This window comes from Pseudoalteromonas sp. MTN2-4, assembly GCF_042848605.1.
Taxonomy (GTDB): domain Bacteria; phylum Pseudomonadota; class Gammaproteobacteria; order Enterobacterales; family Alteromonadaceae; genus Pseudoalteromonas.
Map to the genome: position 1 here is coordinate 1 of NZ_BTGK01000002.1, position 23,226 is coordinate 23,226.

Annotated in this window: 9 protein-coding genes; 2 read left to right on the plus strand and 7 right to left on the minus strand. The window is 42.8% G+C overall.

Annotation, left to right across the window (positions count from 1 at the left end):
- Nucleotides 1-346 precede the first annotated feature (346 nt).
- Complete coding sequence (locus ACGHEH_RS05100; protein ID WP_390444135.1) at nucleotides 347-1,321, plus strand: integron integrase; 975 nt, start codon at nucleotides 347-349, stop codon at nucleotides 1,319-1,321.
- 166 nt (nucleotides 1,322-1,487) lie between these two features.
- On the opposite strand, the gene ACGHEH_RS05105 is transcribed toward ACGHEH_RS05100, so the two are convergent.
- From ACGHEH_RS05105 to ACGHEH_RS05135, 7 genes are all read right to left on the minus strand, one after another.
- A complete protein-coding gene (locus ACGHEH_RS05105; protein ID WP_390442439.1) occupies nucleotides 1,488-4,262 on the minus strand; it encodes an Ig-like domain-containing protein in 2,775 nt (924 codons plus the stop codon).
- 103 nt (nucleotides 4,263-4,365) lie between these two features.
- Entirely contained in the window at nucleotides 4,366-7,008 is a 2,643-nt protein-coding gene (locus ACGHEH_RS05110; RefSeq protein WP_390442441.1) for a glycosyl hydrolase family 18 protein, read from the minus strand.
- Nucleotides 7,009-7,033: 25 nt separating this feature from the next.
- Nucleotides 7,034-8,641 carry a lytic polysaccharide monooxygenase gene (locus ACGHEH_RS05115; protein ID WP_390442443.1) on the minus strand — a complete coding sequence of 536 codons (1,608 nt, stop codon included), beginning with the start codon at nucleotides 8,639-8,641 and terminating at the stop codon, nucleotides 7,034-7,036.
- 154 nt (nucleotides 8,642-8,795) lie between these two features.
- Nucleotides 8,796-11,972 (minus strand): glycosyl hydrolase family 18 protein, encoded by a 3,177-nt coding sequence (locus ACGHEH_RS05120; RefSeq protein WP_390442446.1) that lies wholly within the window; start codon nucleotides 11,970-11,972, stop codon nucleotides 8,796-8,798.
- A gap of 991 nt (nucleotides 11,973-12,963) precedes the next feature.
- Nucleotides 12,964-15,576 carry a glycosyl hydrolase family 18 protein gene (locus tag ACGHEH_RS05125; RefSeq protein WP_390442448.1) on the minus strand — a complete coding sequence of 871 codons (2,613 nt, stop codon included), beginning with the start codon at nucleotides 15,574-15,576 and terminating at the stop codon, nucleotides 12,964-12,966.
- A gap of 160 nt (nucleotides 15,577-15,736) precedes the next feature.
- Entirely contained in the window at nucleotides 15,737-17,302 is a 1,566-nt protein-coding gene (locus ACGHEH_RS05130) for a lytic polysaccharide monooxygenase (protein ID WP_390442450.1), read from the minus strand.
- 70 nt (nucleotides 17,303-17,372) lie between these two features.
- Nucleotides 17,373-20,531, minus strand: coding sequence for a glycosyl hydrolase family 18 protein (locus ACGHEH_RS05135; RefSeq protein WP_390442453.1), 3,159 nt, complete (start codon nucleotides 20,529-20,531; stop codon nucleotides 17,373-17,375).
- Nucleotides 20,532-21,238: 707 nt separating this feature from the next.
- Here ACGHEH_RS05135 and ACGHEH_RS05140 point away from each other — a divergent pair.
- Nucleotides 21,239-23,224 (plus strand): putative Ig domain-containing protein, encoded by a 1,986-nt coding sequence (locus tag ACGHEH_RS05140; RefSeq protein WP_390442456.1) that lies wholly within the window; start codon nucleotides 21,239-21,241, stop codon nucleotides 23,222-23,224.
- The last annotated feature ends 2 nt before the right edge of the window (nucleotides 23,225-23,226 follow it).

The following is a 23,226-nucleotide window of genomic DNA, read 5'->3' on the forward strand; positions in this document are numbered from 1 at the left end:
GTTTTCTTCATCACTATATTCTTTACTCTGAATCTTCGGATCTTTCAGATCCACATTGGTACACCCTATGAAAAGTAAGATCAGTAATATCGATAAAAGTCGAATTATCATAGATTTGACACTTAACAGCTTATTCTCTCCCAAAATGCCTGAATAAAAACCGACAAAACGGGCTATATTACGTGTCCCAATATTCACACAAGAAAAGTTCATTGTAAACATGAGTTTAGAATGTCCAATTTTATTCAGTTGTGAAAATTGGACAAAACGCGGCGTAATAATGTTATTGGACAAATTGCAAACTACTGTCTATATAAACAGTACACCTTTAAAACTATTTTTACCTATGAAATCGCCTTTTCTAACCATGGTGCAAGAGCATATGTATCTTCGCCGCTATGCAAAAAGAACCATCGAGTCATATTTAAGATGGATTGCAGCATATATTCGTTTTCATGATATGCGTCACCCCAGTGTGATGGGAAATATGGAAGTTGAGCTATTTTTAAGTCACCTTGCAAATCAGCAAAATGTTGCGCAAGGTACGCAATCTCAGGCGTTAAATGCGCTGGCCTACTTATATAAAGATATTTTAAGTGCCCCACTTTCTTTAGATCTAAACTTTAATAAAAGCCAAAGAGCTCGAAAATTGCCTGTCGTGCTTACAAAAGAGGAAGTCGCGACGCTATTTAAAATGTGTAATACGCGTCATTATTTATCTTGTGCCTTGCTTTATGGCAGTGGATTAAGGCTTATGGAAACTATGCGTTTAAGAGTACAAGATATCGACTTCGACTATCACTGTATTCGTATCTGGGATGGCAAAGGAGGCAAAAATCGGGTTGTCACCTTAGCCAAGGAGTTAGTACCTCTCTTAACTGCACAAATTCAACAAGTGCAAAGCCATTTAATGCTCGATTTAAAGAACCCATTATTCGATGGGGTATGGATGCCGCATCGATTACGTGACAAATATAGAGGTCAAAATAAAAAACTTAACTGGCAATATTTATTTCCATCATCAAAACTCAGCCTTGATCCCGAGACAAAGCAATTTAGGCGTCATCATGTTGATGAAAAGCAAGTGCAAAGAGCAGTAAAAAAAGCCGCACAACTAGCAGGTATCACCAAAGCAGTAACGCCACATACTCTGCGTCACTCTTTTGCAACTCATCTATTACAAAGTGGTGCTGATATACGAACCGTTCAAGCGCAACTTGGTCATAGCGATGTTAGAACAACGCAAATTTATACCCATGTTATTCAACAAGGCGGTCAAGGTGTGGTAAGCCCGATGTCACATTTATCGTTCCCGAAATAATCTAACTGTGGCTAATTGGTTTAATCATTAATTGAAATATTTAAATAAAGTGTGGGCGAGTTAATTCAATACAAATTATATTGAAAAAAGCGCAGTCCGTTGCGCTTGCCCAACACGGGCCAAAATAAACTCAGTTGAAAAAGGTTATTTGTACTCGCTGTAAAGCTTAGTTACACGCGCCTAACTTTTTCCAAACCGCCCATTGGCTTGAGTATTGAGCTGGGTTTTGACCACGCGTCCACCACTTGGCTTCATATAGCTCACCGTTTAAGCTCGCTTTATTACCCGCGGTATACACCTTGTTATTGCTCCACTGTGCTACTGCACAATCACTACTGCTATCAACCACTTTTATGGTGTTTGCCTTTGACTGTGTGCTTAACCCCGTTGCATCAGTCGCCACAGCGTAAATGCTCACATTACCTAATTGGTTGGCTGTGAAGCTTACCGCGTAAGGCGCTTGTGTACTTACACTCACTTGTTTGCCATTCACAAAGTAAGCAACTTGTTTAAGGTCGCCATCTTTGTCATTTGTGCTAACAGTGAGTGATAAACGCTCACCAAGTTTTACCGTTTGGCCTTGGCTTGGTGACAATAATGTCACTTCTGGTGCCGTTGGTGTTGGCTCCTTGTTCTCATTTACGAGAACTGTGACTGCTTTGGCTGTTGTCGTTGCACCTTTGTCGTCTTTTGCCATGGCGCTAAAGCGGTAGCTACCGGCTTTGTTTGCTTTCCAATTAAATTGATAAGGTGCGCTATTTAGACGAGTTAGCAACTGGCCGTTAATGGTTACTTCAATCAACTTAACATCGCCGTCACTGTCTTTTGCATCGAGGTTAAAGTTAACGCTTTGCCCTTGTTCAACCTCAGTATTATTTAGCGGGCTGATGAATTGAACGCTCGGCGCTTGATTTGGCTTGTCAGAAACGCCGCCACACTCTAGGCCTTTTTTCCATACGCCCCATGACCCTGAGTTGCTACCCGGATTTCGGTCACGGTTCCACCACTTGGCTTCGTATTCAAAGCCATCAAATGAGACTTTTTGGCCCGACGTATATACGCGACCGCCCTGCCAAGGTGCAGTGTTACATTGACTCGGATCGATTAGAGTAAAGCTAACCGTTTGCGCATCTGCCTTAGCGCCATCGTTGTCTGTTGCACGAGCCGCAACCACGAATTGACCGGTATTGTTTGATGTAAACTTGGTTTCGAATGGTGCTTGTGTGTCAGTTGCATGTAGTTGACCGTTTACAAAAAACTCTACTTTTTCAACACGACCATAATCGTCTTGTGCATTTGCAGTAATGGTCACGCCGGTGCCCACAATAAAACGCTCGTTTACGTTAGGGCTAGTCAGGGATATCGTTGGCGCTTTGTTTTCAGTACAAGCAAAAACACCCACTTGCTTAAAGGCTTCACCAATGGCTTTTATGTCATACCCTAAGTCTTTTGCAGATGCGGTTACGCCACAGGCAAGTGATTCAAAGTTACCGTTATATACCCAGAAGTTTTTGTTCGCGTTGTACATCACTTCATAAGCTTTTTTTACACCCCAGTTAGGCGTATTTGCTAATAAATAGAAAGCTTTATTAAACACACCTGAACTACTATGAACACCCATGCCAGGTGTGAATTTATCTGCATGACCAATTGAATGACCATCTTTTTCAGGGTTCGCCATATAACGCAGTGCAGTACGATTTTTGAAAATACTTGCTCCAATTAACCAGTCAACTTCACAGCTGCCATCCGGTTTTTGGTTCATGTAACATTCCAGCGCTTCTGAGGTCATATCAGAAAAGGCTTCATTCACACCGCCCGACATATTGCTATAAACCAACTTTGAGTTTTGATGGGTAACGCCGTGGCCTATTTCGTGGGCAACAACGCCCAATGAAGTAAATGGGTAAACGCCATAATTAGCTAAGTCACCATCACCAAAGGTCACCTCTTTACCATTCCAAAAGGCATTCAAATAATCTTCACGATAATGAATACGCATCACCAAATCACCAGTTAGGGCGCGACTATCAAACCAATCTTTAAATAGTTCTATGGTGGCTTGGCCATAATACATAGCGTCATTGAGTGGTGAATACGCACCATTCACGCTTTTATGGGTGTTTTCATAGCAAGGGAACTGAAACGTTTCTGTATTTGTCGTGCCGTGCTCCATGTCAATAACACGAATATCTGTGTGCGACATCTCACATTGGCCATTGCCTAACTCTTTTGCATGAAAATGGGGTTTATCGGTACCATAGTGATGTAGGCCGCTCTTTTCATTACCGCCGGGTCCTGAGCCCACTCTGGTGTGGTGCAAGGTTTCAATGCGATTTAATACCGCACCCGAATGCGCATCAATAGTAAACTCTGGGCGCGTTGGTGCATCTTGTGTTTCAGCCAAAATAGAGACTAAGTAAGCCAGTTTCAGTTCACCGTTATGTGGGAAGATAATCAGCTCAGCGTGCTCATCAGATGATGAAATAAGTGCTTTAATTTGCTCTTTAGCAAACGCGATTGCCTTGTCGGCATCTATGCTCGGAATAACTGTATCTATGCTTGGCTTTGTGATCACCGAGCCACTAATAGACTTTATTTCGCCCTCAGTTTGAAACCAAGCACTGAACACATTTTTCTCTTCATGGTGAGTGACAATTTCACCACCATAAACACGCACACCTTTATAATATTGGCTGCGGCGCAAATGTTTACCATCAGCAGACTTTGTATGTGTTCTAAATTCAAAATCGCTCTGAGACGACGAGCTTGCTACTCTAAAAAAGCTATCATTTTGTGATAACTGAGACTTTAAGCTGTTTTTTAACTGTTTGTTGTTATGAAGACTTACCGGCTCACTGGCCATTGCAGTAACGCTGGTTAATGCACTTGCACCCATGCTCGCAGCCACAAAAAAGGCCACCTTACTCACTTTTAACATTTTTATTCTCTTTTATATCTTTATTACTTAACCTGAGATCAGGTTATTTAGGTGCGTCCATGCACCTAGAATGAACTTGGTTTTGATTATTGATTTATGAAGGTTAAAGCTTGCGCCATACGCCGCCGTTGCCTGGAGTTTGACCGCGCGTCCACCAGCGAGCTTGGTAAGTTTCGCCGTTATGCTCAACTTTATCGCCACCGGTATAAACTAGGTCGCTACGCCATGCGCGTACTTTGCCGTCATCTGGGATGATCTCGGCCCATACACCGCCATTGCTTGGTATTGCACCTTTGGTCCACCAACGAGCACGATACTCAACGCCTTTGTACTTAACCGTGTTACCGCCTGTGTAAACCTTGTTCGGATCCCATGTTGTGTCATCGTTACCCGGTGGTGTTGGCTCAGTTACTTCAACGTTATTAATTGTTACGTTGAATTCGCGTGTCACTGTGTGCTTGCCATCAGTCACTGCAACACTGCCTTTTACAGTGGTGGTTTTAGCCACTTCGCCCGCTTTAAGTGCCACATTTGCACCATTACCAACCACAGTGTGGCCCGGTACACGCCATGTATAAGACAGCGCTTTGCCCTCAGGATCATTGGCCGTTACGCTCAGTGTTTTTGACGTGTTTTCGTCTAAAGTTACCGCTGCAACTGAGCCCACAACAGGTGCTTTGTTTTCAACAACTGGGGCTTTTACAGTCACTTTTACTGAACGATTAACCGTGTTAACGCCATCGCTTACACTTAGGTTAACGGTGTAAACTGAGTCAGTGGTTACTTTAGGTGCCGCGATGATTACGCTGTCATTTTCTGTCTGAAGATTAAGCGCTGCGTCACCTTGCCAGTTAAAGGTCAAAGCTTTCCCTTCTGGATCTGTGGCAGTAGCAGCTAGAACATGAACATCACCCGCATTTAGAGTGATCTGCTCAACAAGCGTCACAATTGGGGCTTTGTTTTTCGGCTTAGGTGGCACAACCTCTCCCGCTAAGCCTTCGTGCATAGCGTTTAAGATATCGCCGTTATCTGCATCGATTTCCCATGCAAATAAACCAGCTAAATTATGCTCACGTACATAACGACCTTTAGCACGCACAGAGCGAGGGCTATCATAAGTAACCAATGTGCCCTTCTGACGGTTCCAAACGTATGCGGCTTCTGCTTGTTCATCGTAACCTACTTCAAAACCATTAATACCTTGCTCGTCTTTACCGATCATATGTGCTTTTAAGCCTTTATAATCGATAACACCTGCTTCCCACACACCTTGTGACGTTGAGCCACGAAGTTTACCGTTGGCTGGCGCCGTCATTGGGTTGCCGTCAATTTCAGCATTTTGAGGGTAAACCCCTTCCCAACCACGGCCATACATAGCAGTACCAACAACTAGCTTCTCACTTGGCACTCCTTGCTTAAGTAATAATTGGATTGCGTTATCTAGGGTATAAGCTGGGCCTTTTCTTGGCTCACCGTTTTCGTCTACACCCGTACCATTACACTCGTCTGCACTCATGTGAGAGCCACAGTAAATGGCAGTTTGGTGACCTGTTACGTTGTTCCAACCACCTGCAAAGTCGTAAGTCATGGCAAAAATATAGTCCATGTGCTCAGCAGCTTGTTTGTAGTCAACATCTTCAATTTTGTCGTAACCCGTACCAATTGCAGACGTTAATTCAAACTCACGATCCATCTCGATTTCTAATTCATCAAGCATCTCACGTAGCTCTTTCATTAGAATGATGTACACTTCACCGTCTTTATCAGAGCCAAGATCTGGGTTAGCACCATCACCACCTGGGAATTCCCAGTCGATATCGATACCGTCGTAGAACTTCCACGTTTTTAAGAACTCGCGCATTGAGTTAACAAAGGTGTCGCGGTTTTCTTTTTTGTCAAAGTCAAAGAACGGATCAGACAGTGTCCAACCCCCTACCGATGGTAAAATCTTCAGATCAGGGTTGCGCTTTTTAAGTGCCATAAGCTGCGCGTAAGTACCACGAATTGGATCTTTACTGCTTACACCCGGTAGTGCTTTTTGTACTGCCGCCCACGGGTCGTGAATAACCACTTCATAATCTTTAGAGCTACCACATGCCAGTTTTAACGCGCGTAAGCTGTTACCATTTTCGATTTCTGCTAGTGAGTCATTTGGACCACACACAGGAATAAAGCCATATAATAAGTGGGTAATGTTATCCGCTGGGATCTTAGTCACATCAAAGTTACGACCATAAATACCCCACTCTACAAAGTAAGCACCTACCACGGTATTTGGATCGGTATCGAACTTTTTGTTGTTAGAATCAACATTTAACTTAAGTGGCTCTAAGTGACCGCCGTCAGTGTCGGCAATAACAATTGGCTTAGACGCAGACATAGAGCAACCGCTTGAATCACATAATGCGATGCGCAGTTGATGGCGGCCAGACTTATGATAAGGGAAGCGGATCGTGCCACCTGTGGTGCCTGCCGATAAAGTGCCTTCGTTCACGACTTTGTCGTCAAAGTACACTTTGTAGCTATCACCGCCTTTTCCAGACCATGCGTTCCATTCAATTTGAATGTCAACAACGTCTTTGGCTTGGATTAACTGCTTGTAAGAGCCGCGACCATAGATGTTTACATCTACAAACGAGTATTTTTGTGGCTTCCAGTTAATGCTTGGCGTCGATGGCGCGGCAAATGATGCGGCACTTGCTAAAGCTGCACCTACGGCGGCAGCTGTGGTTAAATATTTAAACATGTTGTATTTACCTTAGTGAGTATAATTAGAGTTTTTTCCAAACAGAACTTTGGCCCGGTGTTTGACCGCGCGTCCACCAGCGAGCTTGATAACGCTGACCTTCAAAAGTCACAATCGCGCCACCTTGGTAGGCTTTGTTGGAGTTGTATGAATTGGTGTCGTCACCACCGCTTTGGACTAATTCCCAAGCTTGGCTAGAGTCTGGTGCTTGACCGCGTACCCACCATTTGGCGCGGTAAGTTTTGCCTTTATAAACGGCTGTGTTACCCGCGGTATACACCTTGTTTACATCCCATGTGTCTTTACCTGTTGGTGGTGTAGGTGTAGGTTCTGGCTTGTCTACTTTGTTAGTAACATTAATTACCAGCGGCACGGTTTTACTGATGAAGCCGTCTGACACCGTTACTGTGCCGTCAAAACGTGTGTCTGCATCTACTTGCGGCGCAGTCACTGTGATGGTTGAACCTTGACCTGTAAAACGCACAGCAGCAGGTAGCTGCCAGTCAAAGTTCAGTATTGCTTGCTCGTCATCAAAAGCATGCACATGCAAGTGCTTACTTTGCCCTTCTTCTAGCGTCAGTGGCGCTGGCGTGTGCACAGTTGGTGCAGTATTGGTTGGCTTTTTGTGTACTTTAAGATTAAAGCTATGTGCCTTATTACTTAAGAAAACTTGATTACTCTTGACGTTTTCAGCATCAAATACAATCTCACCACTGGCATTTTGCACACCAATGCGGATCAAGCTGTCAAAGCCAGATACCAGCTTGTTGGCAAATTCAGCCTGCCACTGGTTGGCATTCGCTGCAGTCACATCGAACTTTTCTTGAAGAAGCTCTCGGCCATTTTCGTCAAATAAACGTGCCCAAATGGTGTCACCGTTTTGTGCTTCTTGCCCTTGCTTTACAAAGTAGTCAAAGGCAAACCAAGTATCAGGGGCAGGCGTTGAGGCATCATCGCGCTTGATGGTGATGTCGCTACAGTTGTAGAAACCTTCACCAACCACATCGTCACGTTGCCAACGGCTATACAAAATAGCATCGCCATCAAAACGCTCAGGTATAGCAACGTCCATCTCGTAGTAACGATGACCATCTGGGGCCATGAAGAAGTCAACATTACCGTGCGCTTGCACCAGCTCTAAGTCGCCCCATGCCAGTGGCTTATTTTTAAAGTCCACACCCGGTTTAGTTAAATAGAACTGCCAAAAGCTAGGGTTATGTGGCGTGGTTGCGCGGTAGCGGATCTTAATTTTGCCTTCGCCATTGGGCACCACTTCGGTTTTTTGCCAATCTACAGAAGGAATATTCATACCCGCCTTGCTGGCATTACCTGCCGCACATAGCGTGCCGTCAGGCACATTGGCTTCAACCGCGCTTTGGTTGTTGTAATCAGCGGTATTGACTGCAAACTCATGGCGCTGAATAAGCGGTTCATGTTTTGACTGTAAATACGCTGCACGACATGCAGCATTGGGAATATTAGAGCCATCTTCTGGCCACCAATATCCACCTTGCTCGTGACAAATCGTTTGTCTGGCTTTAGGAAAATCCATATAACCGTGCGCATTGACTTTGCCAATGAGCCCCGCCCCTAAAGCGACGCCAACGGCGCATAAGGTGAGTTGTTTTTTCATGGTTTACTCGTTTTTATTGTCGATTCCAATTGTTTTAAACATGACTTTGCTAACGTCGCAGACTCTATTCAGTCGCAATCTGCCAATCATTCATGTTGAAAACGTTGATAAAGGAGCGGCCTAACGGCCACTCCCCGTTGGGAACCCTAACGGGTTAAAGGCTACATACTTTTTGCCATGCGCCGCCGTCACTTGGCGTGCTGTTTGTCCACCACTTGGCTTTGTAAACTGCACCGTTGTGGATCAGAAGATCGCCCCCGACTGCATGACTTGGCTGACCTGCCCAGTTTGTACGAGGCCAATTCGGGTAGGTGTTAATGTTGTTTATATTGACACCTTCACAAGTTTTGCCATCTGGCGGGGTGTTGTCATCACTGCCACCACCATTGCCTGTGTCAGGCTTAGTCGCAATAGGTAACTCAGGGTATTCAGAGGTGAAGGCATACTTGTTACCGTCTTTTTCAACCACAAAGTTCACTGGTCCTGTAATTGGCATGTAGTACATCACTTGCGCATTGACAGTTTCGCCGGGTTTAAATGACTCAAGCTGACCGCCCCACTGGTTTTTGAAGGTGATAGAGAAACGGTGGAATTCATTCTCAAAACCGCCAATGTTATTGCCTGCACTATTTGACGCATCATGCTCTACTGCCATGCCCAGCTTTTTGCGTGCATTCCAGTTCGATTTAAAAATCGGTGACGTCGAAGTCGGGACGTTAAAAGTAATCGTCGCACCAGTCAGATCCAGCTCTGAGTTGTTGGTAAACGCAAAGGTTGGACGAATTGGGTAGTTTTGATCACCAACCGGGAAGTCTTTGGCGACAAAACGAATATCGACAGCTTTTTCTGGCGCAACAAACTCGTTGTCACCTAGGTTAGTGTTGTATGCCACACCACTTTGGTTAAAGGTGTTGTACGCTAAAGACGTCATGGTTGACCCCATGAAGTATTCGCCTTTGTCTGCGTGGTAGTCAAAGTCACCTGCCAGCTCCCAGAACATCACCCCGCCGAGACCCTTTTCAACCACATAGTCGAGTTTGGTTTTCATCGACTCTGTGTCTTCCATTGAAAGGAATACTTTTTTCTCAGCGTTGTATAACCAAGGTGCCACAGCAACGTCGTCGTAATGACGCACATAGTCACCTTTAAACACATCATCTGGATCTGACTCAGGCGTTAGACCATAAACCCCTAGGTAGCTTGGGTTAATGCCATGCTCTAGGTTTTTAGCGTGCCAAAGTGGGTTAGAACCTGCTGCAACTTCTTGGCCGTTTTCGATGTCGTGCCATAAGTTATCGATACCAATGGCACCGTTACCACACTTGTTCTTTTCACCAATGCCTGTGCCTTTTGGACAGTCGTTTTGGTTAGCTAAAGGTGCACGACCCCACAGGCCATTTTCTCCACCGCGTACGTCTTTAAAGCCACGGGTATAGTAAGGAATACCAATGTTGATTCGCCCTGCTGGCATAGTGCCGCGGAAGTAATTAACTGCCCAATCAGTATTGAGATAACCGATGCCACCAAACTCTTTGGTGTTATAAACATTCCAAGTTTTCAGCTCTGTATCTTTACCTGTATCGTACAGTGGCGCATTGTGGCCAACATGATCATTCCATGCACCGTGCAGGTCGTAGGTCATGATGTTTACAAAGTCTAAATACTGAGCCGTCTGGAATGTTTCCATACCACGTAGTAGGTAACCTGATGACGGCGCGGCAATGGTTAACATGTAATGTTTACCGTCTTGCTCACCGGCTTTATCAAGAGCTTCACGTAGGTCTTTCATCAGTACTTGGTAAGAGTTGTTTAAACCTGCACGACGAGCGTTACTGATCGCAAAGTCTTCTGGGTGACCTGTATCTTTCATTGATGACGGGTATTCATAATCCACGTCTAGACCATCAAAGTCATAGGTTCTTAAGAACTCAACTGAGCTTTTAACAAACGCATCGATACCAGCTTGGTTAACACTGCCATCTTCATTGGTGGTCATGGTGTAAAAACCGCCGTTGTTAACGCGTTTACCAGTTTCGTCAAAGTAACCGCCGGTTTCAGCCCAACCACCTACTGAGATAAGCGTTTTCACGTGCTTGTGTTTTTTCTTGTATTTGCTCAGTAAGTTAAAGTGACCTTTGTATGGCAGAGATGGGTCCATTTCTGCACCTTCAACACCCGGCCAAGTCATGTTAGTGGCAGCATTACCTTCGGCATTTGGGTTACCAATGCTGATTTCGTTTTTGTCATTCACATGGGCAAACGCATAGTTAATGTGGGTGATCTTGTCCCAAGGAATATCATCAACTAGGTAACTTGGTTGGCCGTTTTTACCATGACGCCAGCTTGTGAAGTAACCAATCACACGTCTTGGGTGATCGGCACCCATTTTTTCACGGCCCTCGGTGTCGTAAATATCACAGTATGCAGACGTCACACCCGGTGTTTGGTATAAACCTGCTGGACGACAGTCTTCATGTGACACATCACCGTCATTGGTGTCTTTCACCACAAAGATGCGGCTGATGATGTCCGACGCTAAACCGTGTTCGTCTTCAGCAACTAGGCTAAATACTTGGCGTCCAGCCGAGGTGGCTTTCCACACAACTTGGTGTTCATTCTCAGTGCTAGTTGCAAGTACTTCGCCGTTAAGTTTGAGCGTTTGTGTAAGCTTGTCGCCATCTGAGTCACTGGCTACCAGCGTGAACACAATCTCACTGCCGACTTCTAATTCGCTTGGTAACTGAGCGGCAAGCTTTGCAACGGGTGCATTGTTTTTGTCTTTTGGTGGCTCAGCTGTTACTGTGATCTTACGACTAACTGAGCGCGCAGTTGCGCCGTCATCGTCCAGTGCTACGCCATGAAATTCATGAGTACCCGCTTTGGCTTTCCAAAAGAAAGTATATGGCGCATTACTTAATACCGTGACCAATGAGTCATTGTGGTAAATCGCAACATGCTTGATTACCCCATCTCTGTCTTGTGCACTAAAATCGAGTGTAATTTCTTCGTTTTCTTGCACTGAGAGGTCTGCCGCTGGCTTAAGTAATTTAACCGATGGCGCTTGGTTTTCTGGCTCAGCAGAGCTACAAGCACCGAGCTTAGTCCACTCTTGCCACTGACCTGAACGTGCTTTTGGTGAAGAGCGATTCCACCAATTTGCTTTGTAAGCAACATCGTCTTGCTGAACTTGCTGACCACCCGTGTAAACTTTCCCTGACTCCCAAAGAGGGATATTTGTACAATCTGTGGCGGCAAAAGCAGGTGCACTCAGCATGGCTAGCACCAAGGCTGAAGGCTTGAAACCTCTGCGCACTAAATTGAAATGTTTCATATTTTGTTCCTGACTCCAATTGTTGTTATTTTCACAATAATATGACTTGAAAATCACTTATTTACCCATTTTAGGGGCAAAAAAAGTCTAGAACACAATTTTGAAATCACAAAACTTTAACATTTGTGTTTTCTTGAAATTTAAAAAAGCAGAGATTAGCAATAAAGGATGAGTCAAGAAATGAACAAAGATGACACTTTTGTTAAAATATCTATATATAACAAATGGATATAATTTAACTTTAAGTTATACGCTTAAGAAATAACTGATTAAAAACTAAAAAATATCGTTACTATTACTTTACGATACTGACTGAGCATACCAGCCAAAAATAATATAAAAATACCATTAAAATAAATTATTTTAATACTTTAAGTTTAAATTCGACCATAAACTAGTAATTTTATAAAATGTATTGAAAATAGGTGCTTAGCCAAAACTGTTAATAAATTGATATTAATTATTATTTACCAACCCAGTTTTAATACATTATTCCTACACGGCAATTGTTAACATTTACACAAAAGTAGACTCAAGATAAGAACATCTATTCGATCTAGAGCGTTTTCTTAAATGGATATAAGGTTCCCAAACTATCTATTGCGCCACAAACCTGCCAGTTAAAACCCATAACCTAATTCTATGTATTATATATTTACGTCATATTGCGTAAGAGTTGGCCAAAGCTTTATGGTCCTTATTTGCAATTTAGCATGTAAAAGAAAACTGAATATAAATAGAAGTAAAAATTTAAATTGAATCAATTCTGAGGATTTAAAGGAGTATTTTAAGCAAATCACCCTTAAAAAAGCGTCCTTGCTAAAAGGTGAATTGCAGTGTTAGCAACCTAAGATTAACCATCTACAGAATGAATAGGCGCTTATCTTAGATATGTTTGTTTAATACTTAATCGTTTTCATTGATGCTGGCAGATACAGCGCGCTTTAACTCTATATCTACCAGCCTTCAACGCTTTAAAAGCTATTAACGATTAAAGCTTACGCCATACGCTACTGCTACCTGGTGCTTGACCTTGAGTCCACCATTGCGCTTCGTACTGCATACCTTCATGACTGACTACATCACCTGTGTTATACACAAGGTCAGCACGCCATGCGCGAACAGTTCCATCATCCGGAATTACTTCTTCCCAAACACTGCTCGTTGCAGGGTTATCACCTTTTGTCCACCAGCGAGCTTTATACTCTTTACCGTTGTATAAAACGACATCACCCGTGTTGTAAATAGTGTTAGCGTCCCATGTTGTACCACCGTTATCATCGACATTGTTTACTGTTACGCTAAATGTACGAGTTACCGTGTTCACACCGTCACTGACAGATACTGAACCTTGTACCGTTTCAGTTGCAGTAACTTCACCCGCATTTAGAGTGACTGAATTACCTGAGCCTGTAACTGTATGGCCTGGCACAACCCAAATGTAAGTTAATGCTTGGTTTTCAGGGTCTGTCGCTGTAACAGAAAGTGCTGTAGATGTATTTTCGTCTAGTGTTACATCTGTAACTGCACCCACTTCTGGTGCTTTGTTGTCAGTAACTGGCGCTTTCACCATAACTTTAACTTGGCGGTCAACGACGTTTTTACCATCTGAAACTGATAGATTTACTGTATAAACACTGTCAGCCGTTACACTCGGTGCAACCACATCTACACTTGCGCCATTTGCAGTCAATACAAGTGCACTATCACCTGTCCAAGTAAAGCTTACTGCTTTACCTTCAGGATCTGTTGCTGTTGCGCTGATTGATACTGATTTACCAGATTCAACACTCACTTCTGAAACAACATTAACAACAGGTGCGCGGTCTACTGGTGTATCACTTGCACCTAAACCTTCGTGCATTGCATTTAGAATATCGCCATTATCAGCGTCGATTTCCCATGCGAATAAACCACCTAGGTCATTAGCACGAACATATTGGCCTTTTGCTTTTACTGAACGCGGGCTATCGTAAGTAATTAATTTGCCTGTGCTACGGTTCCATACATATGCACCCTCAGCTTGGTCGTCATAGCCCACTTCAAAGCCATTCACACCTTGTTCGTTTGCACCAATCATATAAGACTTAATGCCTTTATAATCGATAACACCTGCTTCCCAAACACCTTGAGCTTTAGTGCCTGTTAACTTACCGTTGCCTGGTGCTGTCATAGGGTTGTCTGCAATTGAAGCGTTTTGCGGGTAAACACCTTCCCAACCACGACCATACATAGCTGTACCAACTACTAGCTTCTTGCTCGGTACACCTTGTTGAAGTAATAGTTTAATTGCATTGTCGATAGTATAAGCTGGGCCTTTACGAGGTTCGCCTTTGTCATCAACACCTGTGCCATTACACTCGCCTGCACTGATGTGAGAACCACAATAAAGTGCTGTTTGGTGACCAGTCACATTGTTCCAACCACCAAAGAAGTCATAAGTCATCGCAAAGATGTAGTCCATGTACTGAGCTGCTTGCTGGTAATCTACGTCTTCAATTTTGTCGTAGCCTGTACCAATCGCTGAAGAAAGCTCATATTTACGACCTGTTTGAGCTTCAAGGCCATCAAGCATTGCGCGTAACTCTTTCATTAACGCCACATATGCCGCGCCATCTTCTGGACTACCAAGATTCGCATTTGGACCACCGCCACCTGGGAATTCCCAGTCAATGTCGATACCGTCATAAAACTTCCACGTTGTTAGGAACTCTTTCATTGAGTTTACGAACACGTCACGATTTGCTTTAACAGTAAAACCATGGAATGGGTCAGATAGCGTCCAACCACCTACAGAAGGTAATATTTTTAGGTCAGGGTTACGCTGTTTTAACGCCATTAACTGTGCATAAGTACCACGAATTGGATCTTTGCTGTCTACACCAGGTAGTGCTTTTTGAATAGCAGCCCATGGATCGTGAATAACCACTTCGTAGTCTTGTGAATCAGCACACGCTGTTTTAAGAGCTCGTAGGCTGTTGCCATTTTCAATCTCACCCAAAGATGCATTTTCACCACAAATTGGAATGAAGCCGTATAGAATATGCGTTAGGTTATCAGCTGGAATTTTAGTGACATCAAACTTACGACCATAGATACCCCACTCTACAAAGTAAGCACCTACAACAGTGTCAGTTTGTTTTGGGTAAGTTTTATTATTTGGATCGAAATCTAATGGCAATGGCGCTAAATGACCACCGTCTGTATCAGCGATAACGATTGGTTTTGCCGCAGACTTAGAACAGCCTGTCTCATCACACAGTGCTACGCGTAGTTCATGACGGCCAGACTTAGTGTAAGGGAATGAGATGGTGCCGCCATTTGAACCTGCAGCAACAGGACCTTCGTTGACAACTTGCTCATCAAAATACACTTTATAGCTATTACCTGCAGAGCCAGACCATGCATTCCATTGAATATTGATCTGTACTTCTGACTTGGCTTTTACCAGCTTTTTATAAGAGCCAATTGCCTCTAAGTCGACTTCGACAAACGAGTAATTTTGCGGTTCCCAATTTAAGCTTGGTGTTGCCGGTGCAGCAATTGCACTGGTTGCGCTCATGGCTGCTGCTACAGCAACTGCCGAGGTTAGAAGTTTAAACATATTATAGTTCCTTCAGACTTGTTGTTAAAACCCGCCGTTTCTTAATCTAAACTCACAAATTTACCGCATTACCCCATGCACCTTAATGCATTGGCGCTTAGCCTTAAACTTGCTCGCTCAATTTAAAATCCTTTGGGTTGTTATATTAATAATTCGTTATTTAAAGCGCTTTCCACACGTTACTGCCAGTTGGTGTATCACCTCGTGTCCACCAGCGAGCTTGATATTGCTTTCCTTCAAAAGTCACAATATCGCCACTGTTATAAGCTTGGTTGGCTTGCCACTCATTACCGTTATTAGCGTCAATCAACTCCCAAGCTTGTGAACTGTCAGGCGCCTCACCTTTAACCCACCATTTCGCTCGATAGTTTTTGCCTAAGTACACAACGGTATCGCCTGTTGAATAGGCTTTGTCTTTTTGCCATGTATCATCAGGGTTTGTGACTGGCACATTTTTTACGACAACGGTGAGAGGCACAGTCTTAGTAAACTCGCCATCAGAAACGCTGACTTCTCCCGCATATTCTGTATCAGTAGCCACTTCTGACGCTTGTACTGTGATGGTTGGGCCTGAACCAGTAAATGTTAGAGGTGTTGGCAGTTGCCATGAGAAGTCAAGGGTCTGCTGCTCATCATCAAAGGCATGAACATGCAGAGGAGCACTGGTATTTTCATCAAGTATCAATGTGTCTGGCGTATGCACTGTTGGTGGTGTATTTTTTGGTGCTGCAACCACTGTAAGGTTAAAGGTGTGATTTTTATCAGTCACAAACACTTGGTTTGAAAGCAGGTTTTGACTATCAAACAACACATTACCTTGTGCGTCTTTGACACCTATTTGGATTAAACTGGCAAAGTCTAGGCTGACTTGCTCTGCCAATTGCTGCTGCCAATTTGGCATATCAGCGGCAACTTTTAATTGTTGCTGTATAAGCTCTTGACCGTTCACATCAAATAAACGCAACCAAACTGTGTCGCCTACATTGGCTTCTTGCCCTTGTTTAATGAAGTAACCTGCCACATGCCATTCAATTGGGTTAGGATCAGTTATTCGTTCAATGGTAATGTCAGAACAGTTATAAAACCCTTCTCCAACTACATCATTACGTTGCCAGCGACTGAATAAAATGGCTTCACCATTGAATTTCTCTGGAATGGCAACGTCCATTTCGTAATAACGCTTACCATCAGGCGCCATAAAAAACTCAACATTGCCATGCTCTTGTACAAGCTCTACATCAGCCCAATTTAGTGGCTGTGCGTGAATATCTACACTTGGTTTAGATATATAAAATTGCCAAAAACTTGGGTTGTGAGGTGTCGTTGCGCGGTAGCGAATTTTAATGGTGCCATTAGCATTAGGTTTAACAACGGTGCGCTGCCAATCAACAGAGGGTGTGTTGATGCCTATTTTATTTATATCACCACCTGAACATAACTCACCGTCGGGCACTGCCGCTTCAACTGCCGCTTGATTTAAATAATCAGGTACATTGGCTGCAAATTCATGTAACTGTATAAACTGCACTTGCCCGCTAACTTGATAAGCTGCACGGCACGCTGTATTAGGAATATTGCTGCCGTCTTTAGGCCACCAAAACCCGCCTTGCTCTTCACAGATTGCCTGTCTAGCTTTGGGGCTATCCATGTAACCATGGGCAGAAACAGAGTCAGCAAACCCCAGGCCCATTGCTACAGCAATAGCCGATAACATTATTTTTTTCATGATAGTTCCTTGGGGCTGGCAAGCAGCCCCTTAGATTTCTGGTTAAATAATTTCTAGTTAAAAGTTTGACTTACAAAGCACACACTTTTTTCCAATCGCCGCCTTCAACTGGCTCTTTCGATGTCCACCAGTTGGCTTGGAAAACGACTTGGTTGTGTATGATGTAATCACCTGCATTGGCGTGGCTTGGGTTACCCGCCCAGTCAGTGCGTGGCCAATCTGGGTAAGTGTTAATGGTGGTAACATCTACGCCATTACACGTACCCGTACCAGGGTCACCGTTACCTGGGTTACCTGTATCGGGTTTAGTCGCGATTGGTAGTTTTGGATACTCGCTAGCAAATGCATACGAGGCACCATCTTTTTCAATCGTGAAGTTAACCGGACCGGTAATAGGTATGTAGTAAAGTACTTGCGCATTCACGGTTTCACCCGGCTTAAATGATTCAGCTGCACCACCCCACTCATTAGTCAGAGTGATTGACGCTCGGTGGAATTCATTCTCAAACCCACCAATATTATTACCAGCGGCATTAGAGTTATTCGCATCAATCTTGATACCTAACTTCTTCTGCGCATTCCAATCTGACTTAAAGATTGCAGAGGTAGATACTGGAATATTGAATGAAATCGTTGCACCAGATAAATCAATTTCTGAGTTGTTAGTGAACGCGAAAGTTGGACGAATTGGGTAGTTATCATCGCCAACTGGGAAGTTCTTCGCCTCAAATTTAATATCAACCGCTTTGGCTGCTGGTACAAATGCACCGTCACCTAAATGCGCACCATAAGGCGTTGATGCTTGGTTGAAGGTGTCATAAGCAAGACGCGTCATCGTACTCCCCATGAAGTACTCGCCTTTTTGCGTGTCGTAGTCAAAGTCACCTGCAAGTTCCCAGAACATTACACCGCCAAGCTCTTTATTGACCACATAATCAAGCTTAGTCTTCATTGACTCTTCATCTTCAATCGATAAGAACACTTTCTTTTCTGCATTGAATAACCAAGGCGCAATGGCAACGCTGTCATAATGACGCGTATAAGTACCCACCATTTTGTCTTTAGGGTTATTTACCGGATCTAAACCATAAACACCTAAGTAGCTTGGCGTGATGCCATTTTGCAGATTTTTAACGTGCCATAGCGGGTTACTACCTGCTGGTACTTCAATACCATCAACAGTGTCATGCCATAAGTTATCGATACCAACTGCACCATTACCACACTTGTTCTTCTCACCAACACCTGTGCCTGGCGCACAATCAGCTTGGTTTGGTAACGCTGCACGACCCCAAAGGCCATTTTCACCGCCTTGAACGTCTCTAAAACCACGGGTGTAATAAGGTAGACCGATATTGATACGACCTGCTGGTAACGCACCTCTGAAGTAAGTCGCTGCCCAGTCAGTATTTAAGTAACCAATACCTTCAAATTCTTTAGTGCCATACACATTCCACTGCGCCAGCTCAGAATCTTTACCTGTATCGTAAAGCGCTGCGTTATGACCAACATGATCGTTCCATGCACCGTGTAAGTCATAAGACATGATGTTCACAAAATCTAGATATTTAGCTGTTTGGAATGTTTCCATACCACGCAGTAAGTAACCAGAAGATGGTGATGCAATTGTGAGCATATAGTGAGTGTCATCTTCAGCACTTGCCGCATCTAGTGCTTCACGAAGTTTACGCATTAACACATCGTAAGAAGCATTTAGGCCTGCACGACGGGCATTACTAATAGGGAAGTCATCAGGGTGACCTGAGTCTTTCATTGATGAAGGATATTCGTAATCAATATCTACACCATCAAAGCCATACTCACGGATGAATTTAACCGCACTTGCTACGAATGTGTCGATACCAGCATGGTTTACACTGCCATCAGCATTCGTAGTCATGGTATAGAAACCACCGCTGTTCACACGATTACCATTTGAATCGAAGAAACCACCTGTTTCAGCCCAACCACCAACAGAGATCATCGTCTTCACATCAGGGTGTAGCTTTTTGTATTTATTTAATAAGTTGAAATGACCTTTATACGGTAAGCTTGGATCCATCTCCGCACCTTCAACACCCGGCCAAGTCATGTTGGTAGCCGCGTTACCGGCTGCATTTGGATCGCCGATACTTAGTTCATTCGCCGCATTGACGTGGGCAAACGCATAGTTTATGTGGGTGATTTTATCCCAAGGAATGTCTTTTACTAGATAGCTTGGTTGACCGTTCGCGCCATTTCTCCAACTTGTGAAGTAACCAATAACACGACGTGGGTGATCCGCCCCCATTTTCTCGCGGCCTTCTGTATCGTAAATATCACAGTAAGCAGGTTGTACACCTTGCGCTTGGTATAGGCCTGCTGGACGACAGTTTTCATGGCCTGTAATTGGGTCACCTTTTTCTTTCACGATGTAAACACGCTCAACAGGTGTTGCAGCAAGGCCCAGCTCATCTTTAGCAGTCAATGTGAATGTGTAAGTGCCTGCAACTGTTGGTGTCCAAACATACTGCTCAGCTCCTTTTGTGCTATTTACAACCACTTCGCCATTCACGGTCAGTGTTTGCGTAACCGCATGACCGTCAGCATCTGACGCGCTCAGGTTAAATGTTACTTGCGAGCCGACCTCTAACTCTGATGGTAGAGTCGCCGCTAAGCTCACAACCGGTGCGCGATTTTCGTTTGATTTCTTCTGAACTGTCACAGAATGACGTGCCGATTCCGTTCGCGCACCGTCATCATCCTGTGCAATCGCATAAAATACATGCTCACCAACCACTGCCGTCCAATTAAACTCAAATGGTGCAGCGCTAAGCGTAGTAAGTAATTGACCGTCTAAATAGACTTCAACTTGCTTAACTTGACCATCGGTATCACTGGCTTCGGCTAAAATGGCAACGCTGTCATTTTCATTCAGCAAATTGCCATTCGCAGGGCTTAATAGAGTCACCTTAGGCGCTTCGTTAACTGGCACATCTGTTTGACAACTTCCTAACTTAGTCCACTCTTGCCACTGACCAGAGCGAAGCTTTGGTTCGGCTTTATTCCACCAGTTAGACTCATAAGCTACTTTGTCTTGCTGAGCTTTCATGCCTGTAGTGTAAGCTTTGCCAGCTTCCCACTGAGGGATATTTGTACAATCAACACTGGCAAAAGCTGGGGTGCTGAGTATCGCTAAAACCAATGCTGAAGGTTTAAAACCTATTCGCATTAAATTGAAATCCTTCATAACTTGTTCCTGATTAAATTTATTGTATTTTTTTAACTAAATTAACTTATAAGTTACAGATGTACCCGTTAACGGATCGAAATCAGTCTAGAACATAAATTTAAAATTACAAAGTTTTAACATTGAGCAACACAGCTACTCAATAAACATTCAACCCCCTGAGCTAAAGCCGAACAAAAAGTGCACAAATATGAAAGTTATATGAAATTTTCTATATTTAACATAGGCATATACTAAAGTCGCATGGAGATAGATGTGTATTTACCATATCGAGAAACGCTTTATTTTGAACAAAAAACTTTACATAAAACAGTCATCTGACCAGGTGGGGCAACATAAGAAAAAACAAAAAATAGAATAATTTCATATGGTTGTTATTTTTTTTGGAAAATTGATATAATTAATAATGGAAAGCTGGAAGATTTAATAAAAAACTCCAAATAGTTAAAAATAGAGCTTTAACACAAAACCAGAATTCTTCAACAAGAGTCAATTGCATAATTCACAACAGAAGCACCCTGAACGCTAGTGAAGCCAAAGTTGAGCTAAATTACCTAATTTGATAACATTGGACCAACATCAACTTATAGTTAAGTTGATGTTTTTAAGTCAAATTATCTATTTAGGGATTTATTCACATTGACGTGCATTTCTTCTTTGTTTACTCCATCGAATCAAATCCCTAAAAATATCAAGTAAGGATTAATGTGAAAAAAGCAAATCAGGCAGCATTGCTCTTAGTTGCCTTATTAGGGTTAACTGCATGTGGTGGCAGCTCTAGTAAGACTCAAAACGATGTAAAAGATGATACATCTCAGTTTATTACTGATTTTGTCATTGATAACCAGGACATTTCTCTTGCCGAAGACGAGACAGTGAATATTGAAATCACATCTAATAGTCCACTTGGAGACGACGAAACAATTCGTTTTGAGCTCATGTCTGATGTTAATTCTGGTTCATTAGAAATTGATTATCCAAACATCTTATATACGCCTAAAGAAAATTATAATGGCGAAGACGAGTTCTCGTTCAAACTTATCCAAGGTAATGTTGAAAGTAAACTTGTTACATTCAAAATTGATATTACAGCAGTGAATGATGCGCCTGTTATTGATGGTATGCCAACGCTAAATATTACTGCCAATGAAGAATACAGATTCTTACCTGACATTTCAGATATTGAAAATGATTCATTAACTGTGACTGTCGAAAACTTACCAGAATGGCTGACTTTAGATTCTGCAACCGGAGAGCTTATTGGTACGCCAACAAATGCCCAAGCTGCGGTTTATAATAACATTCAGATGTCGGTCAGTGATGGTTCTATCAAAAGTCAATTACCAACTTTTTCTATTGAAGTCACTTATTCAACGCTAGAGGCGCCTGTAAACCTGCAACAAGTGAGCTCTGCCAAAGAGAAACTTCAAGAAATACAACTTAGCTGGGACAAAGTGGAGTTTGCCAAAAGCTACACTGTAGAAGTTTCTCTATTCGAAGACTTTAGAACAATCTTACAAACTGAAACGACTGAGCTAAACAAAATCACCCTAGAAAAAGCGCCAAACCTTTATTACTGGAGAGTAAATACAGTTAATCCAAATGATGTTGCTGGATTATATAGCGAAGTAGTATCACTTGAGGCTGGAGTTTTCACACGTTCATTTGGTGGCGTATCATCCGAGTCTTTAAAGAAAACAGTATTAACAAATGATGGAAGTTACGTAACTTTAGCATCCACTAACTCTCTTGATTTAAATTCAAATTTAAATGACGAAGATGACTGGATTTTTAAAGTAGATTCTCAAGGTCAGATAGAATGGGAGTTTTTCTACATAGGAGCAGGAAGAGATAGACTGACAGACTTTACAATTCTTAAGGATGGTAGTGTTTTAGCTATTGGACAAGACTGGGAAACGCAAAAGGCCATCCTATTAAAGCTTAGCCCGGATGGTAATAAAGTCTGGGAAAAAATATACAGGCCAGAAGGGTATGATGCCAGATATGACTTCTCGAAAATCATAGAAGTTAACAATAAAGTTTATGTTGTTGCTTTTCTTTGGAAATGTTCAGAAAATGAATGTCACCAAAACGTAGCAAAGCTACACTCAATAGATGTGGTGAATAGCGAAATCTCAGATCCAATTCAATTACCAAATATCCAAGGCTCACAAATTGACCCGAAACTTTTTAAAGCCGGAAAAGATAATAAGATTCTATTATTTGGTAATAATTACATCGTGGTTTTAAACGATGACTTATCCCTTAATGCCTCGTGGCATATTCAAAGTCCGTATGAGGCAATGGTGGTAAGCGATATAATTGAGCTGAACAATGGTACTATTGCGCTAGTAGGTGCTGAAGTAATGCATGATTTTAGCGCTGTAGTCACGCTTGTTGACAATAAAGGTAAACTATTAAAGCAACAATTATTTCCTGATCTGGAAGTCTCTGGTACGTTCAAGTTGGTCGAAAGTGAACAAAATCACGTTTCTTTTGCTGTTAATCAAAATGGTCAAGTCTCAATCGTTACACTAGATCAGAGTCTTAATATTCTTGAAGAAAAACTACATTATAATTCGGGTGATACAAAGCCTTCAATATACTCAATATTACTAAATAGTGATGGTACTCAAACGATTTCTCTAACTGATAGTAGTATTGAAAATTCAATTGTTATAATTAAAAAATAAGT